This is a genomic window from Candidatus Omnitrophota bacterium (assembly GCA_040755155.1).
GTDB lineage: Bacteria > Hinthialibacterota > Hinthialibacteria > Hinthialibacterales > Hinthialibacteraceae > JBFMBP01.
Map to the genome: position 1 here is coordinate 91,263 of JBFMBP010000070.1, position 25,327 is coordinate 116,589.

The 25,327-nt window shown below is 50.1% G+C and carries 5 protein-coding genes and 1 CRISPR repeat array (1 of these 6 running past the window's edge); of the genes, 3 read left to right on the plus strand and 2 right to left on the minus strand.

Annotation, left to right across the window (positions count from 1 at the left end; all coding sequences use genetic code 11):
• Positions 1-21,764: direct repeats of the CRISPR family, unit length 36 nt; unit sequence ATTTCCACCGATGAAAGTCGGTGGCCCCATTGAAGC; it begins 3,962 nt to the left of the window's first position.
• A gap of 193 nt (positions 21,765-21,957) precedes the next feature.
• On the minus strand, positions 21,958-23,544 hold the full coding sequence (locus AB1656_09085; GenBank protein ID MEW6235526.1) for a transposase: 1,587 nt from the start codon (positions 23,542-23,544) through the stop codon (positions 21,958-21,960).
• Between the two features lie 376 nt (positions 23,545-23,920).
• On the opposite strand from AB1656_09085, the gene AB1656_09090 reads away from it, so the two are divergent.
• Genes AB1656_09090 through AB1656_09100 form a run of 3 tightly spaced genes read left to right on the plus strand, consistent with a single transcriptional unit; the run spans position 23,921 to position 25,124 of the window.
• The gene (locus tag AB1656_09090; GenBank protein ID MEW6235527.1) at positions 23,921-24,118 is read left to right on the plus strand and encodes an SUMF1/EgtB/PvdO family nonheme iron enzyme; all 198 of its coding nucleotides are present in this window, start codon (positions 23,921-23,923) and stop codon (positions 24,116-24,118) included.
• A gap of 2 nt (positions 24,119-24,120) precedes the next feature.
• Entirely contained in the window at positions 24,121-24,591 is a 471-nt protein-coding gene (locus AB1656_09095) for a formylglycine-generating enzyme family protein (GenBank protein ID MEW6235528.1), read from the plus strand.
• 20 nt (positions 24,592-24,611) lie between these two features.
• Positions 24,612-25,124 carry a sigma 54-interacting transcriptional regulator gene (locus AB1656_09100; protein MEW6235529.1) on the plus strand — a complete coding sequence of 171 codons (513 nt, stop codon included), beginning with the start codon at positions 24,612-24,614 and terminating at the stop codon, positions 25,122-25,124.
• Here AB1656_09100 and AB1656_09105 read toward each other — a convergent pair.
• The coding region (locus AB1656_09105) for an IS66 family transposase (protein ID MEW6235530.1) at positions 25,113-25,327 on the minus strand (215 nt) is incomplete at its 5' end. The genes AB1656_09100 and AB1656_09105 overlap by 12 nt on opposite strands.

The following is a 25,327-nucleotide window of genomic DNA, read 5'->3' on the forward strand; positions in this document are numbered from 1 at the left end:
CCCCATTGAAGCTGCGCTCCGATTCGAGTATTTCCTTGTTGGCATCTTGCGATTTCCACCGATGAAAGTCGGTGGCCCCATTGAAGCCGCCCGCCAAGCGGATCGTCGATTATTGGCCAATCATAAATTTCCACCGATGAAAGTCGGTGGCCCCATTGAAGCATAAAAGTGAGTTAACAATGTCTGATAGTACCTTAAATTTCCACCGATGAAAGTCGGTGGCCCCATTGAAGCCGCCGGGGATCGCGGAGCGATGGACTGCGGTAACGAAATTTCCACCGATGAAAGTCGGTGGCCCCATTGAAGCGGAGCATGGCAACAAACAGCAGGATTGTTTTTCTATATTTCCACCGATGAAAGTCGGTGGCCCCATTGAAGCAAGTATCGATGCGTTGAATGCGGCGTCAAAGCCCAAATTTCCACCGATGAAAGTCGGTGGCCCCATTGAAGCGCGCCCTCTTAGGCGTAGATAGTCCATCCTGTAGATGATTTCCACCGATGAAAGTCGGTGGCCCCATTGAAGCACGATAATAGCAAACGAATCTTGCACTTGCTTTTCAATTTCCACCGATGAAAGTCGGTGGCCCCATTGAAGCACGGTTGAATAGTTTTCTTCCGTCGTCGTTACCGAACATTTCCACCGATGAAAGTCGGTGGCCCCATTGAAGCGACGTATCGATTGAGACGACTCTTGTAACCGGCTCGGCTATTTCCACCGATGAAAGTCGGTGGCCCCATTGAAGCTGTCAGTCCAGACGGCCAACTGCCGGGCATCTTGCATTTCCACCGATGAAAGTCGGTGGCCCCATTGAAGCTACGTGATCCGAATGCACGTCATAGAACGCTTCATTATTTCCACCGATGAAAGTCGGTGGCCCCATTGAAGCCGGTTTTGGCGGCGTCGTGAATCTTGCGCATTTCCGCATTTCCACCGATGAAAGTCGGTGGCCCCATTGAAGCTTAAGGATCGATAAATGGAGATGGCAATGTCTATAATTTCCACCGATGAAAGTCGGTGGCCCCATTGAAGCTGGTATTCTTCCGGCCATAATTCCGGCGGCTTGATCATTTCCACCGATGAAAGTCGGTGGCCCCATTGAAGCTATGCGGTTGACGCTGAGAGCGATAGCCGCACTTATTAATTTCCACCGATGAAAGTCGGTGGCCCCATTGAAGCCCGTTTGAAGGGGAATCTATCGCCGCGTGGGTGGGCGCATTTCCACCGATGAAAGTCGGTGGCCCCATTGAAGCCGGTCGCCGTATGCTCAATGAACCGCAAAACGGAAACAATTTCCACCGATGAAAGTCGGTGGCCCCATTGAAGCTATCCTTAATAAAATCAATGGTTTACGCCGCATAGCCAAATTTCCACCGATGAAAGTCGGTGGCCCCATTGAAGCACCTATAGCGGGGTTGCGTTTTGCTTCTTCATTAGCAATTTCCACCGATGAAAGTCGGTGGCCCCATTGAAGCATCGCTGCGGAAAAACCATGTCCGTCGCGTGTTTGCATTTCCACCGATGAAAGTCGGTGGCCCCATTGAAGCGAGGCAGCTGTCTGGCTTCCAGACGTCGGCATACCAGAATTTCCACCGATGAAAGTCGGTGGCCCCATTGAAGCTTCGACAACTACACTCAAATTTGGATTCCTTCAAATCCTATTTCCACCGATGAAAGTCGGTGGCCCCATTGAAGCTTGTTGGACCGAATGGGCTCCTGACTGGTATTACTATTTCCACCGATGAAAGTCGGTGGCCCCATTGAAGCTTGACGTGGGCTAGGGGATTGCTATTCTTTTACTTATTTCCACCGATGAAAGTCGGTGGCCCCATTGAAGCGAGCTTCAGGTGGCACGACTGTCTACAACGTAGATACATTTCCACCGATGAAAGTCGGTGGCCCCATTGAAGCGTTGAATACCCATTTTTGTCCAGCAGGCTAAGGATATTTCCACCGATGAAAGTCGGTGGCCCCATTGAAGCAACGTCACCTTGTACATTGTAAGCCTCCTAGCGCTAGATTTCCACCGATGAAAGTCGGTGGCCCCATTGAAGCGATAATTTATCCACCGTAAAATATCGCGCTATAATGAATTTCCACCGATGAAAGTCGGTGGCCCCATTGAAGCAATCTATTTTATCCAGGAGGGTTGTCTCATGCCGCACTATTTCCACCGATGAAAGTCGGTGGCCCCATTGAAGCCTTAAGATGGCGCTTGATAATTGGAAGCATCTGGATCATTTCCACCGATGAAAGTCGGTGGCCCCATTGAAGCGCAAATTTTGCGTCCGTATCTGTCCCTCTCTGTCCAATTTCCACCGATGAAAGTCGGTGGCCCCATTGAAGCGAACAGTCAAGATTTGCCCCTGGCCGTTGAGCCTTGAATTTCCACCGATGAAAGTCGGTGGCCCCATTGAAGCTAAACGGAATCAATTCGGGTTTTATAGTTACGAAAAAATTTCCACCGATGAAAGTCGGTGGCCCCATTGAAGCAGCCGCTTGATTTCAGCCTCGCACGCCGCTATCTCTATTTCCACCGATGAAAGTCGGTGGCCCCATTGAAGCCGATGCGATCCGAACGAACTCCGACATCCGTTTCATTATATTTCCACCGATGAAAGTCGGTGGCCCCATTGAAGCTTATCAATCTCGCCCCTAATCCTTTTTCTAAATACTATTTCCACCGATGAAAGTCGGTGGCCCCATTGAAGCTTTTAAAAGACGCTCGCTCTTCTTCCGATAAACTCATTTCCACCGATGAAAGTCGGTGGCCCCATTGAAGCTAATGCGGGGCTAGGGGATTGCTATTCTTTTTCATTTATTTCCACCGATGAAAGTCGGTGGCCCCATTGAAGCTTACCATCGTCGATAATTTGGGATTATGATTTTCCAATTTCCACCGATGAAAGTCGGTGGCCCCATTGAAGCCCATTGGCCCATACCCTACGACGGTAGCCGCTGACATTTCCACCGATGAAAGTCGGTGGCCCCATTGAAGCCTCCATATAACGGCCACGATTACGACGGTCATCGAATTTCCACCGATGAAAGTCGGTGGCCCCATTGAAGCCCTACTCCACCAGCGGCGTACCTCAATCGCCAAGCTGTTATTTCCACCGATGAAAGTCGGTGGCCCCATTGAAGCGGGCGACGATAAAGGCAGAGCTTCTTCGAGACGCCTTATTTCCACCGATGAAAGTCGGTGGCCCCATTGAAGCGGATCGACTCCATCCGCAACGCCGGAAGCCGACTTCATTTCCACCGATGAAAGTCGGTGGCCCCATTGAAGCCTGTCAGCGGCGTGTGAAATTGCAAGTAATATTTTTATTTCCACCGATGAAAGTCGGTGGCCCCATTGAAGCCTCATGCCGCACTGTTTCAATCGTACTATCGACCGTCATTTCCACCGATGAAAGTCGGTGGCCCCATTGAAGCGTACTCAGCCAGTATATTTCTTTGGCGCTTGAATTAATTTCCACCGATGAAAGTCGGTGGCCCCATTGAAGCATTGCGCGGGGAGTCGTCCAGAATTTCTACCGCCAATTTCCACCGATGAAAGTCGGTGGCCCCATTGAAGCATTTCGAACGCTTACTACAATAACATCCTCGGCTCGCATTTCCACCGATGAAAGTCGGTGGCCCCATTGAAGCCAAGCGCCAAGCCGATCGAAAACTTGACGCCTTGAATAATTTCCACCGATGAAAGTCGGTGGCCCCATTGAAGCTTCCATGTCGACAGTAAACTCATCAGCGGATGCAGTAGATTTCCACCGATGAAAGTCGGTGGCCCCATTGAAGCGTCGTTATTAGTCAACCCCGTCAAGAGCGATAAACAACATTTCCACCGATGAAAGTCGGTGGCCCCATTGAAGCGATCGGCAAGGGAATCGAAGCGGTTGCCGGACTGTCTATTTCCACCGATGAAAGTCGGTGGCCCCATTGAAGCATATATACTGTACTTCGTTACCAGCAGAATCTAAAACATTTCCACCGATGAAAGTCGGTGGCCCCATTGAAGCCCGCAATGGTAGCAGAGGTTTTTTTTAATCCAGTATTTAATTTCCACCGATGAAAGTCGGTGGCCCCATTGAAGCCGGTTGTTGCCCACGCCGAATAAGTTAATAATCCAGCATTTCCACCGATGAAAGTCGGTGGCCCCATTGAAGCTATCGGTCTGGTCATAGGTTAGCCCCGTTATATTGATATTTCCACCGATGAAAGTCGGTGGCCCCATTGAAGCGGCGGCATGGAAGGGGATGATTATGCAGTTATTACTTCTATTTCCACCGATGAAAGTCGGTGGCCCCATTGAAGCCGGGAAAGGCGCGGGGATTTCGGCTTCTGCCACATCATTTCCACCGATGAAAGTCGGTGGCCCCATTGAAGCGATGAACCGGCCTGATATTTTGGCGTAATCATTCTTTCATTTCCACCGATGAAAGTCGGTGGCCCCATTGAAGCTGTCGTCTACGAAATCGATCGATTCGGTGACTGTTGCGATTTCCACCGATGAAAGTCGGTGGCCCCATTGAAGCGTTTTAAGACCATCTACAGCGTCGGGTTCTCCTGATCATTTCCACCGATGAAAGTCGGTGGCCCCATTGAAGCTGTTCAGTGTAGCGTTTTTCATCGTCTTTCTCCTTTATTTCCACCGATGAAAGTCGGTGGCCCCATTGAAGCTTCGCGAATGTCCTTTACTTCTGCAATTAATGGCTCTAATTTCCACCGATGAAAGTCGGTGGCCCCATTGAAGCGGGGCGCGGTTTCATGGGGCGATTATCTTGTTGCCTTATTTCCACCGATGAAAGTCGGTGGCCCCATTGAAGCGAGATGCCAATCTTCGAGATGCCGATCTCCAAAATGCCATTTCCACCGATGAAAGTCGGTGGCCCCATTGAAGCCTGTGTTCTTGGTTGTATGGTAGAAAATCTTTCTGAGAATTTCCACCGATGAAAGTCGGTGGCCCCATTGAAGCCATACCAGCTACTATCTCATCCGCGTCGGATATAGCCATTTCCACCGATGAAAGTCGGTGGCCCCATTGAAGCGAGTTTTGGGAGTACATGGCGGCGGCAGTCGTCATATTTCCACCGATGAAAGTCGGTGGCCCCATTGAAGCAATTTCGCTTCCGATTTTCTGACCGCCGGTTTCTCATTTCCACCGATGAAAGTCGGTGGCCCCATTGAAGCGTTTTGGTTCGCGTTTGAGAAGTGGCATTTTATTGTTCCATTTCCACCGATGAAAGTCGGTGGCCCCATTGAAGCTTACCGTATCAATTTCCCAAACCACCGTTGGATACATTTCCACCGATGAAAGTCGGTGGCCCCATTGAAGCTGACGATAAGGCAATCCTTGATTTGATTAACAAACAATTTCCACCGATGAAAGTCGGTGGCCCCATTGAAGCATATCGATAATTCCAGAAACTAACCAAGACTGTAAATCATTTCCACCGATGAAAGTCGGTGGCCCCATTGAAGCACATGTTTGCAGACGTACAATTCGATGGTAAACAGTTATTTCCACCGATGAAAGTCGGTGGCCCCATTGAAGCTGTTGTCAATCTCTAGTGGGATGATTTGTCTAATCTTATTTCCACCGATGAAAGTCGGTGGCCCCATTGAAGCATTATGCCCCTTCATCTCACTCGCCCATGCCCATCCCATTTCCACCGATGAAAGTCGGTGGCCCCATTGAAGCTCTAATACGCTCATGCTGTCAATCGGCTCCTCTGTAGATTTCCACCGATGAAAGTCGGTGGCCCCATTGAAGCCTGTCGATGAAGTGGATGGCTGGATATGCGTGAAGCATCATTTCCACCGATGAAAGTCGGTGGCCCCATTGAAGCGATTTGCTTGGGTTCACGCTTATGATTCGACATTTATTTATTTCCACCGATGAAAGTCGGTGGCCCCATTGAAGCCGTTTTCTGCTGATTGGCGAGAGTTCCCGTAGTTTTGATTTCCACCGATGAAAGTCGGTGGCCCCATTGAAGCGACGTTGTAGCGAATATCACTCGCAGTCGCACCCGAAAATTTCCACCGATGAAAGTCGGTGGCCCCATTGAAGCGCATTGCTCTCCGTGTTGGAAGTGTATCAAAACAGTAAAATTTCCACCGATGAAAGTCGGTGGCCCCATTGAAGCGTATGAGTGCGGGGTGATGCTAAGAATTTCGGTCACATTTCCACCGATGAAAGTCGGTGGCCCCATTGAAGCCCATCCAAGTCAATAATCATAATACTCCTCCTTCTATTTCCACCGATGAAAGTCGGTGGCCCCATTGAAGCGAGCGAATCGGCGGCGCAGCGGATTTTAGACGCGCAATTTCCACCGATGAAAGTCGGTGGCCCCATTGAAGCTGCAATAATAAGATCGGCATCGTATCCCGTATAACGATTTCCACCGATGAAAGTCGGTGGCCCCATTGAAGCTGGTCTTTAAAATTTGTTGTTTGCCGGCGGCCACCCGAATTTCCACCGATGAAAGTCGGTGGCCCCATTGAAGCGGTTCGTTGCGCGTGAAACTTGTTCGGCTTCGTCTTTATTTCCACCGATGAAAGTCGGTGGCCCCATTGAAGCATCGGAATCATAGCCAACGCATTCCCATTGTTCAACTCGATTTCCACCGATGAAAGTCGGTGGCCCCATTGAAGCACTTGGGTTTTTCTTTCAACCCAAAACCAAAACGAAATTTCCACCGATGAAAGTCGGTGGCCCCATTGAAGCGATACTTTCGGAAATATACAAGAATACTTGACTGATAATTTCCACCGATGAAAGTCGGTGGCCCCATTGAAGCAACGGAATGACGCTCGCCCATGAACGAATTTTTGTTATTTCCACCGATGAAAGTCGGTGGCCCCATTGAAGCAGTCAACGGATGGCCACTAAGTACGGATTTAAGGATATTTCCACCGATGAAAGTCGGTGGCCCCATTGAAGCGTTTCACTGGTTTCTTTCTCGCGCTCGGTCTTTACGATTTCCACCGATGAAAGTCGGTGGCCCCATTGAAGCTTTTAGTCCCACTGTTTTTTGCTCCTTTCCTTGCCTTTATTTCCACCGATGAAAGTCGGTGGCCCCATTGAAGCAAGGAGAACCGTTGCGGTAATGGCGAATATCTATAAATTTCCACCGATGAAAGTCGGTGGCCCCATTGAAGCAGCATTGACTTGAGAAATAAGGGTTAAGTACCTTAGCCATTTCCACCGATGAAAGTCGGTGGCCCCATTGAAGCGATTTGAGCGGCCGTTAAGTCCTGGAACGAACGAGTGAATTTCCACCGATGAAAGTCGGTGGCCCCATTGAAGCGATAGATCGCATAAACCGCATGACGCAAGATGCCAAATTTCCACCGATGAAAGTCGGTGGCCCCATTGAAGCCCGCAATGATAGCATAGGTTGTTTTTTATCCAGTATTTATATTTCCACCGATGAAAGTCGGTGGCCCCATTGAAGCGGTTATCGGCGGCGCGGCGTCTGGAGCCGCAGGAATTATTTCCACCGATGAAAGTCGGTGGCCCCATTGAAGCCGGTGGATGGCGGTGTATCAACAGGAGGAGTTGGAGAATTTCCACCGATGAAAGTCGGTGGCCCCATTGAAGCCAGATTGAGGCTAATGGGTCAAATACCGGAACTCCAGATTTCCACCGATGAAAGTCGGTGGCCCCATTGAAGCATTTCTCCTTTTCGGTTTCTTCCGCCAGGATGTCTTCCTATTTCCACCGATGAAAGTCGGTGGCCCCATTGAAGCTGGGACGTGGATTTCAATCTGGAATACGCCCTTGCATTTCCACCGATGAAAGTCGGTGGCCCCATTGAAGCATGCGGTATTTTTGCATAGTATAGCACCTATTGTAGATTTCCACCGATGAAAGTCGGTGGCCCCATTGAAGCGGATACCTTAACGATTGTTCGCACCAATACAAAGATACATTTCCACCGATGAAAGTCGGTGGCCCCATTGAAGCCCTGCCGACATCTGGGTCAAGTACTCCCCCGCACTCGACATTTCCACCGATGAAAGTCGGTGGCCCCATTGAAGCCGTGGCTAGCGTATGGGCGCGCTTACAGGCCATCGCTATTTCCACCGATGAAAGTCGGTGGCCCCATTGAAGCGGCGCGATCAAGACGGAATACAACGGGCGGATTTACGAATTTCCACCGATGAAAGTCGGTGGCCCCATTGAAGCTTTTTTATCCAGTATTTATAGCGTTCTCGGCACCACATTTCCACCGATGAAAGTCGGTGGCCCCATTGAAGCTAAAGGACAACAGAGATACTTTAAGCAGATATCCTCATTTCCACCGATGAAAGTCGGTGGCCCCATTGAAGCTCGCCGGTGCATGGCGCCTTAATGCGTCCAATCCGCCATTTCCACCGATGAAAGTCGGTGGCCCCATTGAAGCAGAGGAAGCGACATGCAAGGGGCATGACAATTCGTGCATTTCCACCGATGAAAGTCGGTGGCCCCATTGAAGCGAGACTTATTCAGAAGCGGATTCTTTTCATAAGGCGATTTCCACCGATGAAAGTCGGTGGCCCCATTGAAGCTAGTAAAGACGCTATAAAGTGATCGTGAGTGTAATCATTTCCACCGATGAAAGTCGGTGGCCCCATTGAAGCTCTCTCCTGTTTCAGTGTCAACAGACACAACAGAGATAGCATTTCCACCGATGAAAGTCGGTGGCCCCATTGAAGCTTCTAGTCAGTGCTCTGGCCGTATTGGTGCTCTTGTCATTTCCACCGATGAAAGTCGGTGGCCCCATTGAAGCCTGAAAGTTGTTGAGCCACAAAAGGAAGGCGATAACAACATTTCCACCGATGAAAGTCGGTGGCCCCATTGAAGCTTGACTTTAATACCAGCCTTGCAAGCGGCGACAGCATATTTCCACCGATGAAAGTCGGTGGCCCCATTGAAGCTTGGCGGCTTTCCGCTTCTAATCCGCCCGTTGGCAAATTTCCACCGATGAAAGTCGGTGGCCCCATTGAAGCTTTTCTGTCATTCAATTGAATGGCTAGCCCATCCTCTCCATTTCCACCGATGAAAGTCGGTGGCCCCATTGAAGCGACGACTCGTAATCCCATTGCTTTGTACTCCCTTCTTTCTATTTCCACCGATGAAAGTCGGTGGCCCCATTGAAGCATCGCAAACGTGATCCTCTTGGCTCGTCTCCAGGTCGATTTCCACCGATGAAAGTCGGTGGCCCCATTGAAGCGTAGTTTTGTGGGCAAGCCCGGTTCCCGCGATGACTATTTCCACCGATGAAAGTCGGTGGCCCCATTGAAGCCGCTCTTTTTTTTCGCCCTGTAGCCCGCGTACGGCCATTTCCACCGATGAAAGTCGGTGGCCCCATTGAAGCAGGGATGGACGAGGGGTATAGACTTGAGCTTTAGGTTCATTTCCACCGATGAAAGTCGGTGGCCCCATTGAAGCGAGATGAATATACCATTGACCGTCGGCGTCGTCTTTATTTCCACCGATGAAAGTCGGTGGCCCCATTGAAGCGTTTCCCGCTGCGCCTTGTCCCGCTCAATACGGTTCAACATTTCCACCGATGAAAGTCGGTGGCCCCATTGAAGCCTCAAAGTGGATTTCAATCTCGATCCGCTGTTCGGCATTTCCACCGATGAAAGTCGGTGGCCCCATTGAAGCAATGCGCTCTGCGATATCGTTGGACGCCCGAAAGCCATTTCCACCGATGAAAGTCGGTGGCCCCATTGAAGCTTTTGATACCCATTACGATTTTCTCCTTTTGTTATACATTTCCACCGATGAAAGTCGGTGGCCCCATTGAAGCCTGCAGACAAGAAAAAACTCTCCAAAGAAACATGGGAAATTTCCACCGATGAAAGTCGGTGGCCCCATTGAAGCTTCCCATCCTGTATAGCAAAAAGACGCGACCCACAAATTTCCACCGATGAAAGTCGGTGGCCCCATTGAAGCTAGATAGAGTGAGCTTATTTTTAAGTTCTGATAAAATTTCCACCGATGAAAGTCGGTGGCCCCATTGAAGCTGGGGTACGTGTAAACTATTCAGATTACTATACTTAATTTCCACCGATGAAAGTCGGTGGCCCCATTGAAGCCGACGGCAAGCAGGAGGAAAGAGAAATATGACGCAAGATTTCCACCGATGAAAGTCGGTGGCCCCATTGAAGCCTAAAAAGTCATTCGATTCGCATGGAGGAGGTGGCCATTTCCACCGATGAAAGTCGGTGGCCCCATTGAAGCGAGATATCAAATAACCGCATTCGTCATTCGGGTATTCATTTCCACCGATGAAAGTCGGTGGCCCCATTGAAGCTGCTGATTTTGCCATCGGCGTCCCAATAATACGTATATTTCCACCGATGAAAGTCGGTGGCCCCATTGAAGCTGCTGATTTTGCCATCGGCGTCCCAATAATACGTATATTTCCACCGATGAAAGTCGGTGGCCCCATTGAAGCTTAAAAAAAAAGGACGGCGCCGCCCGACAGGGCGGGATTTCCACCGATGAAAGTCGGTGGCCCCATTGAAGCATCGAGGATCATAACTTAGGTAAATTTGGATATACATATTTCCACCGATGAAAGTCGGTGGCCCCATTGAAGCCATGATTGTTTCTCCTTTTTGTGTGATTTCCGAAGTTATTTCCACCGATGAAAGTCGGTGGCCCCATTGAAGCATTGAGAATCCTCCTGCGTCAGGGCGGCGTGACCGGATTTCCACCGATGAAAGTCGGTGGCCCCATTGAAGCCCGCAATTAATGGTTCTAACTCCTCAAAGGTAGTCGTCATTTCCACCGATGAAAGTCGGTGGCCCCATTGAAGCTGATGCGGAAAATATTCGATCATGATTCTTACTCCCTTATTTCCACCGATGAAAGTCGGTGGCCCCATTGAAGCAAGAGCCAACCCGCGCCGATTTGCGCGGGAGTCTATTTATTTCCACCGATGAAAGTCGGTGGCCCCATTGAAGCAGCTCAAGGAGCGCTTTCCATTCCGTACCCGCCGCCCACATTTCCACCGATGAAAGTCGGTGGCCCCATTGAAGCTTCAGCAATTGGAAGAGAAGCCGAAACGCTTCAACGCATTTCCACCGATGAAAGTCGGTGGCCCCATTGAAGCCCGTCGAGACGGCGAAGTCGGTAATCGGCTTATGCTCATTTCCACCGATGAAAGTCGGTGGCCCCATTGAAGCTCAAGGAGTCGCAGCGATCTGGGCGGGTGATTCTCCGCATTTCCACCGATGAAAGTCGGTGGCCCCATTGAAGCCCACTAAGCGCAAATCTTTTCTGCTATCATGGTCGACATTTCCACCGATGAAAGTCGGTGGCCCCATTGAAGCCCGAAAGCGAGAATGTTTATCCTGCCAGGAATGGTTCTATTTCCACCGATGAAAGTCGGTGGCCCCATTGAAGCGTGTAAGGAAATATCATTGTTTTTCCGTATAATTTATTTCCACCGATGAAAGTCGGTGGCCCCATTGAAGCTGATCTGCCTTGGTTTATCCAGAGATAATCCCCCGCTATTTCCACCGATGAAAGTCGGTGGCCCCATTGAAGCGGTATGCTTTTGCAACCAAACCGGCATATCCAATAATATTTCCACCGATGAAAGTCGGTGGCCCCATTGAAGCTGCAGAACCCAATGAGAAAACGGCTCTTTAGCGGGCTATTTCCACCGATGAAAGTCGGTGGCCCCATTGAAGCAGCGTTCCAGTTACTTCCGTTACCTCGATGGAAACGAATTTCCACCGATGAAAGTCGGTGGCCCCATTGAAGCGAGAAAGAGCGGGAAAAGTCTCATGGGGCGATTGAATTTCCACCGATGAAAGTCGGTGGCCCCATTGAAGCCTTGAAATCGATACTAGTTAGTCCTGATATAGCATTATTTCCACCGATGAAAGTCGGTGGCCCCATTGAAGCCGTCAGGACAAATGACGCCAAAAGGAAAAGCGGAGATTTCCACCGATGAAAGTCGGTGGCCCCATTGAAGCGACTGTATCGGTAATTTTCTCGCTTACATTACCTACAGTATTTCCACCGATGAAAGTCGGTGGCCCCATTGAAGCTTGATAATACCCCTTAGTAAGTTCGAGCGCCCTAAAAATTTCCACCGATGAAAGTCGGTGGCCCCATTGAAGCAATTAGTCTATTATTTTCATTTAGCCAATTTAATTTATATTTCCACCGATGAAAGTCGGTGGCCCCATTGAAGCCAATGGTCTACCAACTTGCCTAAATCTTCTTTATTTATTTCCACCGATGAAAGTCGGTGGCCCCATTGAAGCCTGCCTCAATTCGCTGTCTTTCGTGATATCACCATTGAATTTCCACCGATGAAAGTCGGTGGCCCCATTGAAGCGCGGCGAGAAGTTGAAGAGTTGAAGGCGCGGCTGGATTTCCACCGATGAAAGTCGGTGGCCCCATTGAAGCTTGAGTAGGATCCCTTGATCGACATAATATCGGATAGATTTCCACCGATGAAAGTCGGTGGCCCCATTGAAGCAGGGCGGCAATAATTTCATCCGCAGTGGAATCGTCAATTTCCACCGATGAAAGTCGGTGGCCCCATTGAAGCGGGCGGGGTTGGCAACAATCGCCGCACTCTCCTATATGATTTCCACCGATGAAAGTCGGTGGCCCCATTGAAGCTTTTACGTCCACGAGCCGCCTTACGGGCTTTTTTTTATTTCCACCGATGAAAGTCGGTGGCCCCATTGAAGCAGGAGAATGCGCAACTCATCGCGGCGGCGCCGGGCAATTTCCACCGATGAAAGTCGGTGGCCCCATTGAAGCTCATCTCCTTTTCTATTTTCTTCTTTTCTCTTCTCTATTTCCACCGATGAAAGTCGGTGGCCCCATTGAAGCGCGGGGGACGGGAATGCGCCAATGACCGAAAGTGAATTTCCACCGATGAAAGTCGGTGGCCCCATTGAAGCGTATCTCCTCTTTCGTTTAATAGCCGTTATCTTCCAGATTTCCACCGATGAAAGTCGGTGGCCCCATTGAAGCTTAAGAATGCGCGCAATAGAAGGCGACGCCTTTAATATTTCCACCGATGAAAGTCGGTGGCCCCATTGAAGCAGCAACCGCTGCGCAATGTTATGACGCATTACAATAAATTTCCACCGATGAAAGTCGGTGGCCCCATTGAAGCCATGCGATGCGCCGGCGTGGCCGACACATCGATAGAATTTCCACCGATGAAAGTCGGTGGCCCCATTGAAGCCTTCCGCCGCCGCTTCCCACATATCCTCTATATGATCTGATTTCCACCGATGAAAGTCGGTGGCCCCATTGAAGCTTCCGCCTGTTTCACGAGTTCGGCATTCCACTCCGGCAAATTTCCACCGATGAAAGTCGGTGGCCCCATTGAAGCGGGTGTTGTTGCAAGACGCGGAGGGAGTTGATCAAATATTTCCACCGATGAAAGTCGGTGGCCCCATTGAAGCCGCGAATGGCGTTCCCTATTCAGGAACGGGGATAACTGATTTCCACCGATGAAAGTCGGTGGCCCCATTGAAGCCGATAAATCGGATTGGTATCTCTACGCTCTAGTTAAGATTTCCACCGATGAAAGTCGGTGGCCCCATTGAAGCAGCAAGAAGCGCAACCCGAAAAAAGTATCATCAGGCCATTTCCACCGATGAAAGTCGGTGGCCCCATTGAAGCAAAAAATTTTAAAAAAAATTTCTGGACTGGCAACATTGTTATTTCCACCGATGAAAGTCGGTGGCCCCATTGAAGCGATTGATAGCATAATCCGCAGCTATTGTCGGTAAATCATTTCCACCGATGAAAGTCGGTGGCCCCATTGAAGCAAAGACTCTTAAACAATTTTGCACATCAAGACTGTCATCTATTTCCACCGATGAAAGTCGGTGGCCCCATTGAAGCATTTTATCCAGGAGGGTTTTCCAATGCCTAATTGTTATTTCCACCGATGAAAGTCGGTGGCCCCATTGAAGCTACGATTCTAACCTTACTAGTTTTGCTTCCTCTTCTAAATTTCCACCGATGAAAGTCGGTGGCCCCATTGAAGCCCGTTACGGCGAAGTCGGCAGGAGACGCTTTTACGGCGATTTCCACCGATGAAAGTCGGTGGCCCCATTGAAGCCATCATTATAATCAGAAATAGCTTTTTCAATATTTCCTATTTCCACCGATGAAAGTCGGTGGCCCCATTGAAGCCTCTTTTCCTTCTCAATCTGAGCAAGCGCCATATCCTTATTTCCACCGATGAAAGTCGGTGGCCCCATTGAAGCATTCTTGGATACGATGTAATTTGAGGGCATTCTAACGGATTTCCACCGATGAAAGTCGGTGGCCCCATTGAAGCGCATATTTTTCTCCCGTACCTGTCCCTCTCCTTCCATTTCCACCGATGAAAGTCGGTGGCCCCATTGAAGCATTCGAGCAATGCCAATAGAACCCTCTCTGATTATTATTTCCACCGATGAAAGTCGGTGGCCCCATTGAAGCATACAAGTATGGCGTGAAACCTGCCCGCGCTGCGGGCAATTTCCACCGATGAAAGTCGGTGGCCCCATTGAAGCATGTCGGGCAAAACTTCGTGCATCCACCCCCCCATGCCATTTCCACCGATGAAAGTCGGTGGCCCCATTGAAGCAATTAGGTAAGTTAGAGGCAGAATTGCCTCAAGAATATTTCCACCGATGAAAGTCGGTGGCCCCATTGAAGCCGTCGGGGCATTGATATCCCCAGATTCAAGGACGTGATTTCCACCGATGAAAGTCGGTGGCCCCATTGAAGCGCCCCTGTTCCCGCTGTCAGCGTCGCGGCTGATCCCATTTCCACCGATGAAAGTCGGTGGCCCCATTGAAGCAAGTGTCGTCAAGATAAAAAGTTCCCCCGGTCGGAACATTTCCACCGATGAAAGTCGGTGGCCCCATTGAAGCTTGTGATAATTTTGCAAATTCGCCAGGCGTAGGAATATTTCCACCGATGAAAGTCGGTGGCCCCATTGAAGCGCTTTTGCCGCGTGGGGTGTGGGGACAGTGACGCGAAATTTCCACCGATGAAAGTCGGTGGCCCCATTGAAGCTCCCATACGCTCATGCTATCTATTGGCTCCTCTGTGGATTTCCACCGATGAAAGTCGGTGGCCCCATTGAAGCTTGCAGTTTATCCACCGCTTCCCATAATGCTTCTTCAAATTTCCACCGATGAAAGTCGGTGGCCCCATTGAAGCGTATCGGAATTTCTTTTATTTTTTTTCCTCTCGCTATTTCCACCGATGAAAGTCGGTGGCCCCATTGAAGCAGAGAATGTATGGCTCAACAGCCAAGTTTTTGATGGATTTCCACCGATGAAAGTCGGTGGCCCCATTGAAGCAAAGAAATAGCCCGCACGACTTCCAGCCCGTCGATCCTATTTCCACCGATGAAAGTCGGTGGCCCCATTGAAGCTTTCAACTTATATCGAAGTTCGCGGTCGCCATAAGGGATTTCCACCGATGAAAGTCGGTGGCCCCATTGAAGCTTATTGGACAAGTTCCGATTGAGGTGAGATGAATGAATTTCCACCGATGAAAGTCGGTGGCCCCATTGAAGCCGGGATCAGAAAAGCAAAATGCTTAGCCCCATCGCCGTATTTCCACCGATGAAAGTCGGTGGCCCCATTGAAGCCAAGATACCTATCCCAACCTCAATATCCTCCAAGAAATTTCCACCGATGAAAGTCGGTGGCCCCATTGAAGCATCAACAGCTGCGGCAAATAAGGCCTCATGGTTAAATGATTTCCACCGATGAAAGTCGGTGGCCCCATTGAAGCAAATTCAATACTGCACTTTGCCAAGACGCGAAACTTCATTTCCACCGATGAAAGTCGGTGGCCCCATTGAAGCCTCGTTCCAGCCGCGCCTCTTCCGCGCATTGATTATAGATTTCCACCGATGAAAGTCGGTGGCCCCATTGAAGCTCCTCCTCAGCGGCTTTGATCCGCCGTTCCCATGATATTTCCACCGATGAAAGTCGGTGGCCCCATTGAAGCTTTATTTATGGCGTCCCGATTATTACGTCAATCGCGAATTTCCACCGATGAAAGTCGGTGGCCCCATTGAAGCTGTCTAGCAAGTCGTTCTTTCACGATTTCATTAGTTTTATTTCCACCGATGAAAGTCGGTGGCCCCATTGAAGCGTGCTTGGCCATGCGTTCGGCCGCTGCTTTTTCGAGTGCATTTCCACCGATGAAAGTCGGTGGCCCCATTGAAGCCATTCGTTGCGATCTCCATGAGCCGAAAATCGCGCGTATTTCCACCGATGAAAGTCGGTGGCCCCATTGAAGCTCGCTTCTGCAATCGACAACGGGCGGCGTCCAGATATTTCCACCGATGAAAGTCGGTGGCCCCATTGAAGCTTTTGGCGTTGCCGACGCCCATTCATCAAAGGCAAATTTCCACCGATGAAAGTCGGTGGCCCCATTGAAGCTGCAGCAAAATTTGCTCTCACAGCCCGCACGGGTATACATTTCCACCGATGAAAGTCGGTGGCCCCATTGAAGCCCTCCAGCAGCCCGCGCGCTTCGGCGTTGATTTTCTATTTCCACCGATGAAAGTCGGTGGCCCCATTGAAGCTCCATCGGCAAAGACCGAAAGCCATCGGTTCATCATATTTCCACCGATGAAAGTCGGTGGCCCCATTGAAGCGACATAATTTGGAACATTGCCGAAACGCTCCCATACATTTCCACCGATGAAAGTCGGTGGCCCCATTGAAGCCCTAAAACAGCAATGGATTTAAGCCTTCCCTAGCCGCCATTTCCACCGATGAAAGTCGGTGGCCCCATTGAAGCTTATATACCCCGACGATGCCTATTACTGCCACCTTCATTTCCACCGATGAAAGTCGGTGGCCCCATTGAAGCATGTCCCGAAACGAAACGATCAATTATCCGGTTCAGGGGATTTCCACCGATGAAAGTCGGTGGCCCCATTGAAGCCTGGGAAGCCCGCTTCCTCTCTCAAATAAGCTTCTAATTTCCACCGATGAAAGTCGGTGGCCCCATTGAAGCATATCTTTATCCGTCGATGGGCGCAGATCATGCGGAATATTTCCACCGATGAAAGTCGGTGGCCCCATTGAAGCGGCGTTAGTTGGCGGATTGCTTATATGATTGGTTGGATTTCCACCGATGAAAGTCGGTGGCCCCATTGAAGCATTATCCGCGCCTCAATAGAATGCAGCAGTGGATATTGATTTCCACCGATGAAAGTCGGTGGCCCCATTGAAGCTGTTAATAAGCGCAGAATAAACATCATTGTCAAATCCATTTCCACCGATGAAAGTCGGTGGCCCCATTGAAGCGGAAAACGTGGAAACCCAATGAAGGAATACGAATGTTAATTTCCACCGATGAAAGTCGGTGGCCCCATTGAAGCCCGTTGCAAGAAGGTTATCCCCATTAGCAAGCGTTGTAGATTTCCACCGATGAAAGTCGGTGGCCCCATTGAAGCTAATAGAACGCTCCCGTTTTGGGAACGTCCTATCATATATTTCCACCGATGAAAGTCGGTGGCCCCATTGAAGCTCCACATAACGGCCACGATTACGACGGTCATCGACGACATTTCCACCGATGAAAGTCGGTGGCCCCATTGAAGCCATTTCCCTCACCCTGGGGGCTGCGCCCCGGCTCCTCATTTCCACCGATGAAAGTCGGTGGCCCCATTGTAGCGGATTGATAGCGAAGACAAAACAAGGAGAAAACCAAATTTCCACCGATGAAAGTCGGTGGCCCCATTGAAGCTTTTCTCTTGCCGATCATCCGAGGCGGCCACATTCCGCATTTCCACCGATGAAAGTCGGTGGCCCCATTGAAGCAATATCGCAGAGGAAATAACCGTCGAGACGGTAAGGATTTCCACCGATGAAAGTCGGTGGCCCCATTGAAGCTTACGAAAATAGGAATTAAGGTTTTAAGAGAATTTGATTTCCACCGATGAAAGTCGGTGGCCCCATTGAAGCGATCGTAGATGCGGTTTCACCCGCTGAAGATTATTGATTTCCACCGATGAAAGTCGGTGGCCCCATTGAAGCCGCGTCCTGGAATATGGCGGCGCCTGGAACGAGGCAATTTCCACCGATGAAAGTCGGTGGCCCCATTGAAGCCCGCCTCTAACGTTCTGAATCGCTTGCCGCCTGGACAATTTCCACCGATAAAAGTCGGTGGCCCCATTGAAGCCTAGTTTGTCCTTTCCAATCGACTCTAGCCATTCCTCATTTCCACCGATGAAAGTCGGTGGCCCCATTGAAGCTGGGGGATTAAATAGTTTGGCCACAAGGGGGATATGGCCATTTCCACCGATGAAAGTCGGTGGCCCCATTGAAGCCATTTCCCTCACCCTGGGGGCTGCGCCCCGGCTCCTCATATTTCCACCGATGAAAGTCGGTGGCCCCATTGAAGCTTAAATTAGTCCGTGTTCCTTGTTGTACCGCTCGAAATTTCCACCGATGAAAGTCGGTGGCCCCATTGAAGCTTACTTACATATTGCACCGTTCCAGCCGTCCATGCCGAAATTTCCACCGATGAAAGTCGGTGGCCCCATTGAAGCCGAGTTATCGCCGTGGGAAAAATTCATACTCTGGAATATTTCCACCGATGAAAGTCGGTGGCCCCATTGAAGCAGCATCAATAATCCTTTGTGCATCCGGCGCTCCACCAATTTCCACCGATGAAAGTCGGTGGCCCCATTGAAGCAGGCTCAACCGGGTGCAAACATCGGACGGCAATCCGCGAATTTCCACCGATGAAAGTCGGTGGCCCCATTGAAGCCAACCGCACTTCCGCCCGCGCCTTACACCTTTGTTTATTTCCACCGATGAAAGTCGGTGGCCCCATTGAAGCGGCGCAGCTCCGAGCGATGGCCGAACCGATCTATGGATTTCCACCGATGAAAGTCGGTGGCCCCATTGAAGCCATTCGAATCCAGGTACTTAATCGAAGACACGGATTATTTCCACCGATGAAAGTCGGTGGCCCCATTGAAGCAAAGGGATGCGCAATAAAAAAAGGCGCAGCCCTGAACATTTCCACCGATGAAAGTCGGTGGCCCCATTGAAGCATATTGAAGAAAAGGATGAAATAAAAAAGCGCTTAAAGCATTTCCACCGATGAAAGTCGGTGGCCCCATTGAAGCAAGCAAATCAATATTATTTGAGGGTGCGGCATTTGGATTTCCACCGATGAAAGTCGGTGGCCCCATTGAAGCAAAAATATAAAGATTCCAGAAGGCAAGTTAGTTTTATTTCCACCGATGAAAGTCGGTGGCCCCATTGAAGCATACTAGAATTAGACATAATAATTGAGTTAGAAATTATTTCCACCGATGAAAGTCGGTGGCCCCATTGAAGCATACTAGAATTAGACATAATAATTGAGTTAGAAATTATTTCCACCGATGAAAGTCGGTGGCCCCATTGAAGCGCTCATAATCCTTCTCCTTTTTTGAATTTTCCCCGCCGATTTCCACCGATGAAAGTCGGTGGCCCCATTGAAGCTACGTAAGCCATATGCTTTACGGCGTCAACAATTCTTCATTTCCACCGATGAAAGTCGGTGGCCCCATTGAAGCCTTGATAAAGTTGAACTAACGCATCACTTCCCAGTTTATTTCCACCGATGAAAGTCGGTGGCCCCATTGAAGCTCGGTTCTTATAACCGTTTCGAATCCCATTTTTTCATTTCCACCGATGAAAGTCGTTGGCCCCATTGAAGCGTTTATCTTCAAAAATGGCATGGTATTTCCTTGTGTATTTCCACCGATGAAAGTCGGTGGCCCCATTGAAGCTCCGCCGCTATGACCCAAGAAAATTCGTGGGAAATCATTTCCACCGATGAAAGTCGGTGGCCCCATTGAAGCGCGTGCGCCGGAAGGATCAAGAGCGAAGATACTTCCATATTTCCACCGATGAAAGTCGGTGGCCCCATTGAAGCGGAGAGTTCGTCCAGATTATAATCCGGCATCTCAATATTTCCACCGATGAAAGTCGGTGGCCCCATTGAAGCGGCCAATTCTGCTACGGGCAAGTATCCCATCTTCGGCGATTTCCACCGATGAAAGTCGGTGGCCCCATTGAAGCGTCAAAGGATTTTCGCCGTTTTTGACGCCATTGACGAATTTCCACCGATGAAAGTCGGTGGCCCCATTGAAGCCGAAAATGGAGCCGGTTCTTTGGCGAATCCGGCTTCCATTTCCACCGATGAAAGTCGGTGGCCCCATTGAAGCTGATGGAGAGGCCATGTTTCTGGGTTGCCGTTTTGGTGAATTTCCACCGATGAAAGTCGGTGGCCCCATTGAAGCGTGGTTTCCGGCGGATTTGGGAGCAACGACGGGACTTAATTTCCACCGATGAAAGTCGGTGGCCCCATTGAAGCCCGTTTGCCGCTTTATAGATTACCCAGTCGTAGAAGCATTTCCACCGATGAAAGTCGGTGGCCCCATTGAAGCATGATGACCTGCGCCTTACCCGCCAGGCGCTGGAGTTATTTCCACCGATGAAAGTCGGTGGCCCCATTGAAGCTCCCGTTGGTTTCGTTTGGAGCGGAGATTACCGTTACATTTCCACCGATGAAAGTCGGTGGCCCCATTGAAGCGATAATCCGCCGCGATCCACCCAGCGGCGCAAATGGCATTTCCACCGATGAAAGTCGGTGGCCCCATTAAAGCTGCATTTATGACGGGATGGATGCTCGCGGCGTCGATATTTCCACCGATGAAAGTCGGTGGCCCCATTGAAGCATCTCGATATCCGCGATACCGGTGCCACCCGATGGGATTTCCACCGATGAAAGTCGGTGGCCCCATTGAAGCCCCTGAGTTAAACGATCAGCGTGCGGAACGTAGAAAACATTTCCACCGATGAAAGTCGGTGGCCCCATTGAAGCATCGCCAGGTCGGTCGGAACCTTGTCCCACTCTTCCATTTCCACCGATGAAAGTCGGTGGCCCCATTGAAGCAAATAGGCTCCCGCGCAGGTCGGCGCGGGTAGGTTCATTTCCACCGATGAAAGTCGGTGGCCCCATTGAAGCTCCTTTATAAATCGATCATAAAGTACCAGAGAAACCGATTTCCACCGATGAAAGTCGGTGGCCCCATTGAAGCAGCGCATCCGCGCCCGCGAGCGAAAGACGTTTAGCGGATTTCCACCGATGAAAGTCGGTGGCCCCATTGAAGCCACAAGGTATGGATCGGCTTGCGGCGCTTGCTCGGCATTTCCACCGATGAAAGTCGGTGGCCCCATTGAAGCTCTACGGTGCCTTGGGTGCTCTCCTAATAACCCTCATTTCCACCGATGAAAGTCGGTGGCCCCATTGAAGCGATCCTGGATTGGGTTGGGTATCATTAAACGCAAGCATATTTCCACCGATGAAAGTCGGTGGCCCCATTGAAGCGTTATCCGGCCAGGGAGCTTCTTCAACCTTAACGTCATTTCCACCGATGAAAGTCGGTGGCCCCATTGAAGCCTCGATTACGCGGGGATCGGTTGGTGGTGTTCCAAAAAAAATTTCCACCGATGAAAGTCGGTGGCCCCATTGAAGCTTGGTGAATTTTACATACTTCGTTTTCTGTTGATTTGCATTTCCACCGATGAAAGTCGGTGGCCCCATTGAAGCCGGATATTTCACCTGGTTATCGTGATAGACTTAAAGCATTTCCACCGATGAAAGTCGGTGGCCCCATTGAAGCTAAGTAATCCTGAAATAATATATGCACTAAAAATAATTTCCACCGATGAAAGTCGGTGGCCCCATTGAAGCCTTGCATATTAGTAGTTGCTTCAATAATTGACGCTCCGGAAAAAAGTCCGATTTGGGATTAATACCGAAAATCCGTTTTGTCATCCGCTGGATAGCCTGTCGGCCATACTTTATGAAGGATCGAATTCCCCATGTTGGTTTTGACGGCGTTACGGGCGGCTCTCCCTTCGAAAATAGCAAAAAACAGGGCTTTTTACGCCCGCGCCGCCTGAAAGATGTTCCATCCCAGCGCTTTCAGCGTGACCGCCAGGCGCACTCTCGCCCGCCCTCTCACTCGCAAGCGCCCCTGGCCCATCATCCGTTTCAGTTTGGCGTTCACCGCTTCGATCCCCGAACGCCATCGGTATTTCTCGCGAAACTCTTCCGATTCCTCCGCCACCCGCCGTTGCGCCAATCTCCGTTGTTTCGGCGTATACTCCAACTTATGGCCGCCGTCCAAGCCTACGCAGCAATAGTCGCGATGATCGCAGTCTTGGCACGTCGCCGGATCGAAGTAAATTTTCAGTCCATCGTCTTTTATTTTTCGGATTGCACAAGGCGCCGCCCCGCCCGGACAGGAGGTCACTTCCCCCGTTGCTTCATCCACCGTAAAATCGTCCAAGACGAGCTGGGTCTCTTTGCTTTTGGGCTTCCCCATCGTGGGCGCGATTAAGTTTACCCCTTCTTTCGCCGCCTTGCTTACATTGTCATCGCTTCCATACATACTGTCGGCCAACAACTCCTCCGGGGCGCAGCCGCGTTTCTTCGTCTCTTCGATGGCGCGCGGCGGCGCATCGCTATCGCTTACATTCGCCGGTTCGACATGAATGTAAGTGATCAAATTCGGCGGCGCGGATTTTTCCTCGGATTTCTCCTCCTGATAGGTTTCCATCAACTGCACTTGATAGCCTTCCCCCTTGTGTCCGCTATACGCCGCATCCTCGTCGGAAGGATTCTGCAGACTGCCGGAAGAAACGTCCTTGGGATCTTTGATCTCCACTTTCGCCGCTTCCCCCTCGCCGCTTACATTGCATTGTTCGTTCAACACCCGCTGCATTAGCTTAAATACTACCATTCCGCTTATCTTGTTATGCGTCCGGAATGTTTCCACCAATGTCAGCAGGTCTTCCGCCGCTTGCTTCAGCGCCTCCTTCGCTTCCGACGGCTTCACTTGGGAAAAATAGCCCTTCTTCTTCCCCAGATAGCGCTCCACCAACTCTTCCGCCACGCTCTTCTTCAACAGACGCGCGTGTTCCCGGCGCATCACTTTCAAAAACTTCTCCATGGTTCGGCGAAACAACTCCAACCGGGAGAGGCGCCGCATGGCCGAACGAATGTGCGTCGAATCCAGGCGCTGCTTCTTCGTCGATAACTTCAGTTTGTCCAGCAGTGCGTCGGTCAACAACCGAAAAAGAAGCGAGTCGATTTCCTGTTCCATCACCAGCGAGCGATACGTTCGCAACGTTCGTTCGCTCAGATATTTGGTATCGTCGTCTTCCCATGACAGATTCAACGCATAATGCCATTCGGCGTTGAAGGCCAATTGATGGACGGTCTCTTCGTCGGTCAAGTCGAACATGTACTGCAAGAGCAGAACGCCGAGCATCGTCCGCAATTCCTTGGTGGGACGCCCTATCCGATCATGAAAGCAGGCTTTGATCTCATTGACAGGAATTTTTTCGAGCAAGGATTTTTGAAAAAGGTCAGCCCAACCGGATTCCAAAAGGGTTTTTCGCTTAGGGCCAAGATAATCGAAGGGGTCGATCAAGAGGGTTTGCCGGCAGTCGTCGATTCGTCGCATCGCTCAACCTTATCAATTGTATTTACATGACTTAAGTATAGCATAAGCCAACGCTTTTTTCAAGCAAAATCCCCCTTGCAAAGATGAATTTTCCAGTTTTTGACGCAGACTTTTTGCCGCTTCGTCAAGTAATGACATGAGCCTGTCGTCGCGTGGCGGCAACTGGAGCGCTCATCCTAGGGACTGCCGTTCTGCCTTTCGCAATAGTCGCGCTTCGGACGACAGGGATGGCACTCAGGGTTTTCGGATTGCGGCTTCTAGTCAGAATTTGCCTCCCGCATTAACACCTACGCCGACGATAACAGCTACACCGATATCTCCCGCAGAAGAAATAACCATTCCGCTGGATTATCCCAAGAAAACGATATTGTTACTCATGAAATTGATCCCAGCGGGAACGTTTATGATGGGATCGCCGGAAAGTGAGAAGGATCAAGACCCAGATGAAGGGCCGCAGCATCAGGTTACGCTTACTAAGCCGTTCTATATGGGGAAGTATGAAGTAACCCAAGCGCAATGGCAGGCGATAATGGGGAATAATCCTTCCTATTTCAGCGGAAAGTCTAACAATTAGAAATGGTTTCCTGGAACGATTGCCAAACCTTTATTCAGAAATTAAACCAATTGGGACAAGGGACATTCCGTTTGCCAACAGAGGCGGAATGGGAGTACGCCTGTCGTGCGGGGACAACGATGCGGTTCTATTGGGAAGATGATCCGAATAACAGCCAAATCGGTGAATACGCTTGGTATGATGGCAATCGCAGCCGAAATGGAACGGAGGAAGCGGGATTGAAATTGCCGAACGCCTTTGGATTGTTTGATATGAGCGGGAACGTCTGGGAGTGGTGTCAGGACTTGTATGGGAATTATAGTTCGGATTCGCAAAATGATCCAACCGGAACAAATAGTGGTTCGCTCCGCTTATCTCGAGGCGGCAGCTGGGAACACCACGGCCCCGGGAGTTATCGTTCGGCTGCTCGCTACAGACACGGACCCGACGAAACACTCAATGATCTTGGTTTTCGACTTGTCAGGAATCAATGATGCAGCGGTGAAGGTTAGCTATGCCAGAAACATCAAAACAGAATCCTTCCGATTCCGTCCATTCCGATCAAAAATGTAAATGGATCGTTCCGCCAGGATTACATAAAGAAGTCAATGATTTTGTTCATCTCTATGAACTTCTTTATTCATCGCAAAAACATAATCTTTCCAATCGAAAGCCGCTGATGATTATCGGCGATAGCGGCGTTGGAAAATCTCTTTTTACGGATATTTTTGAAAAATTGTATCGGCTAGATTATCCCTCCTCCAAAGTAAAAACTTTTAATTGTGCAGCATTTCAAAAAGACTTAATTCTCGCAGAATTGTTCGGCTATAAAAAGGGCGCATTCACTGGAGCGATTAAAGATAAAGTAGGATTATTGAAAACTGCCGACGGAGGTTTGGTCATTCTCGAAGAAATTGGAGAACTAACCGAACCGGATCAAGCCAAGTTGCTTACCTTTTTGGAAAATGGCGGTAGATATTACCCCGTGGGCAGCACAAAGGAAGAACGTAACGTTTTAGCCCTTTGAAGGAAGAGAGGGCGGAAGAGGAGGCAGTTGTCTAGTGCGGAGGGCGGTTTGGAGGGCTTCTACTACGGTCGCCACGGGACGATAGCCTCGCCGTTTGAGCGTGCGAAAAACGGTCATCAGGATGGACTGTGTTTTCGCACCCTTCTCGCTCTGGTTCCCCTGCATCACTTTGCGCATAATCACCGCCGGACGAATTTCCCGCT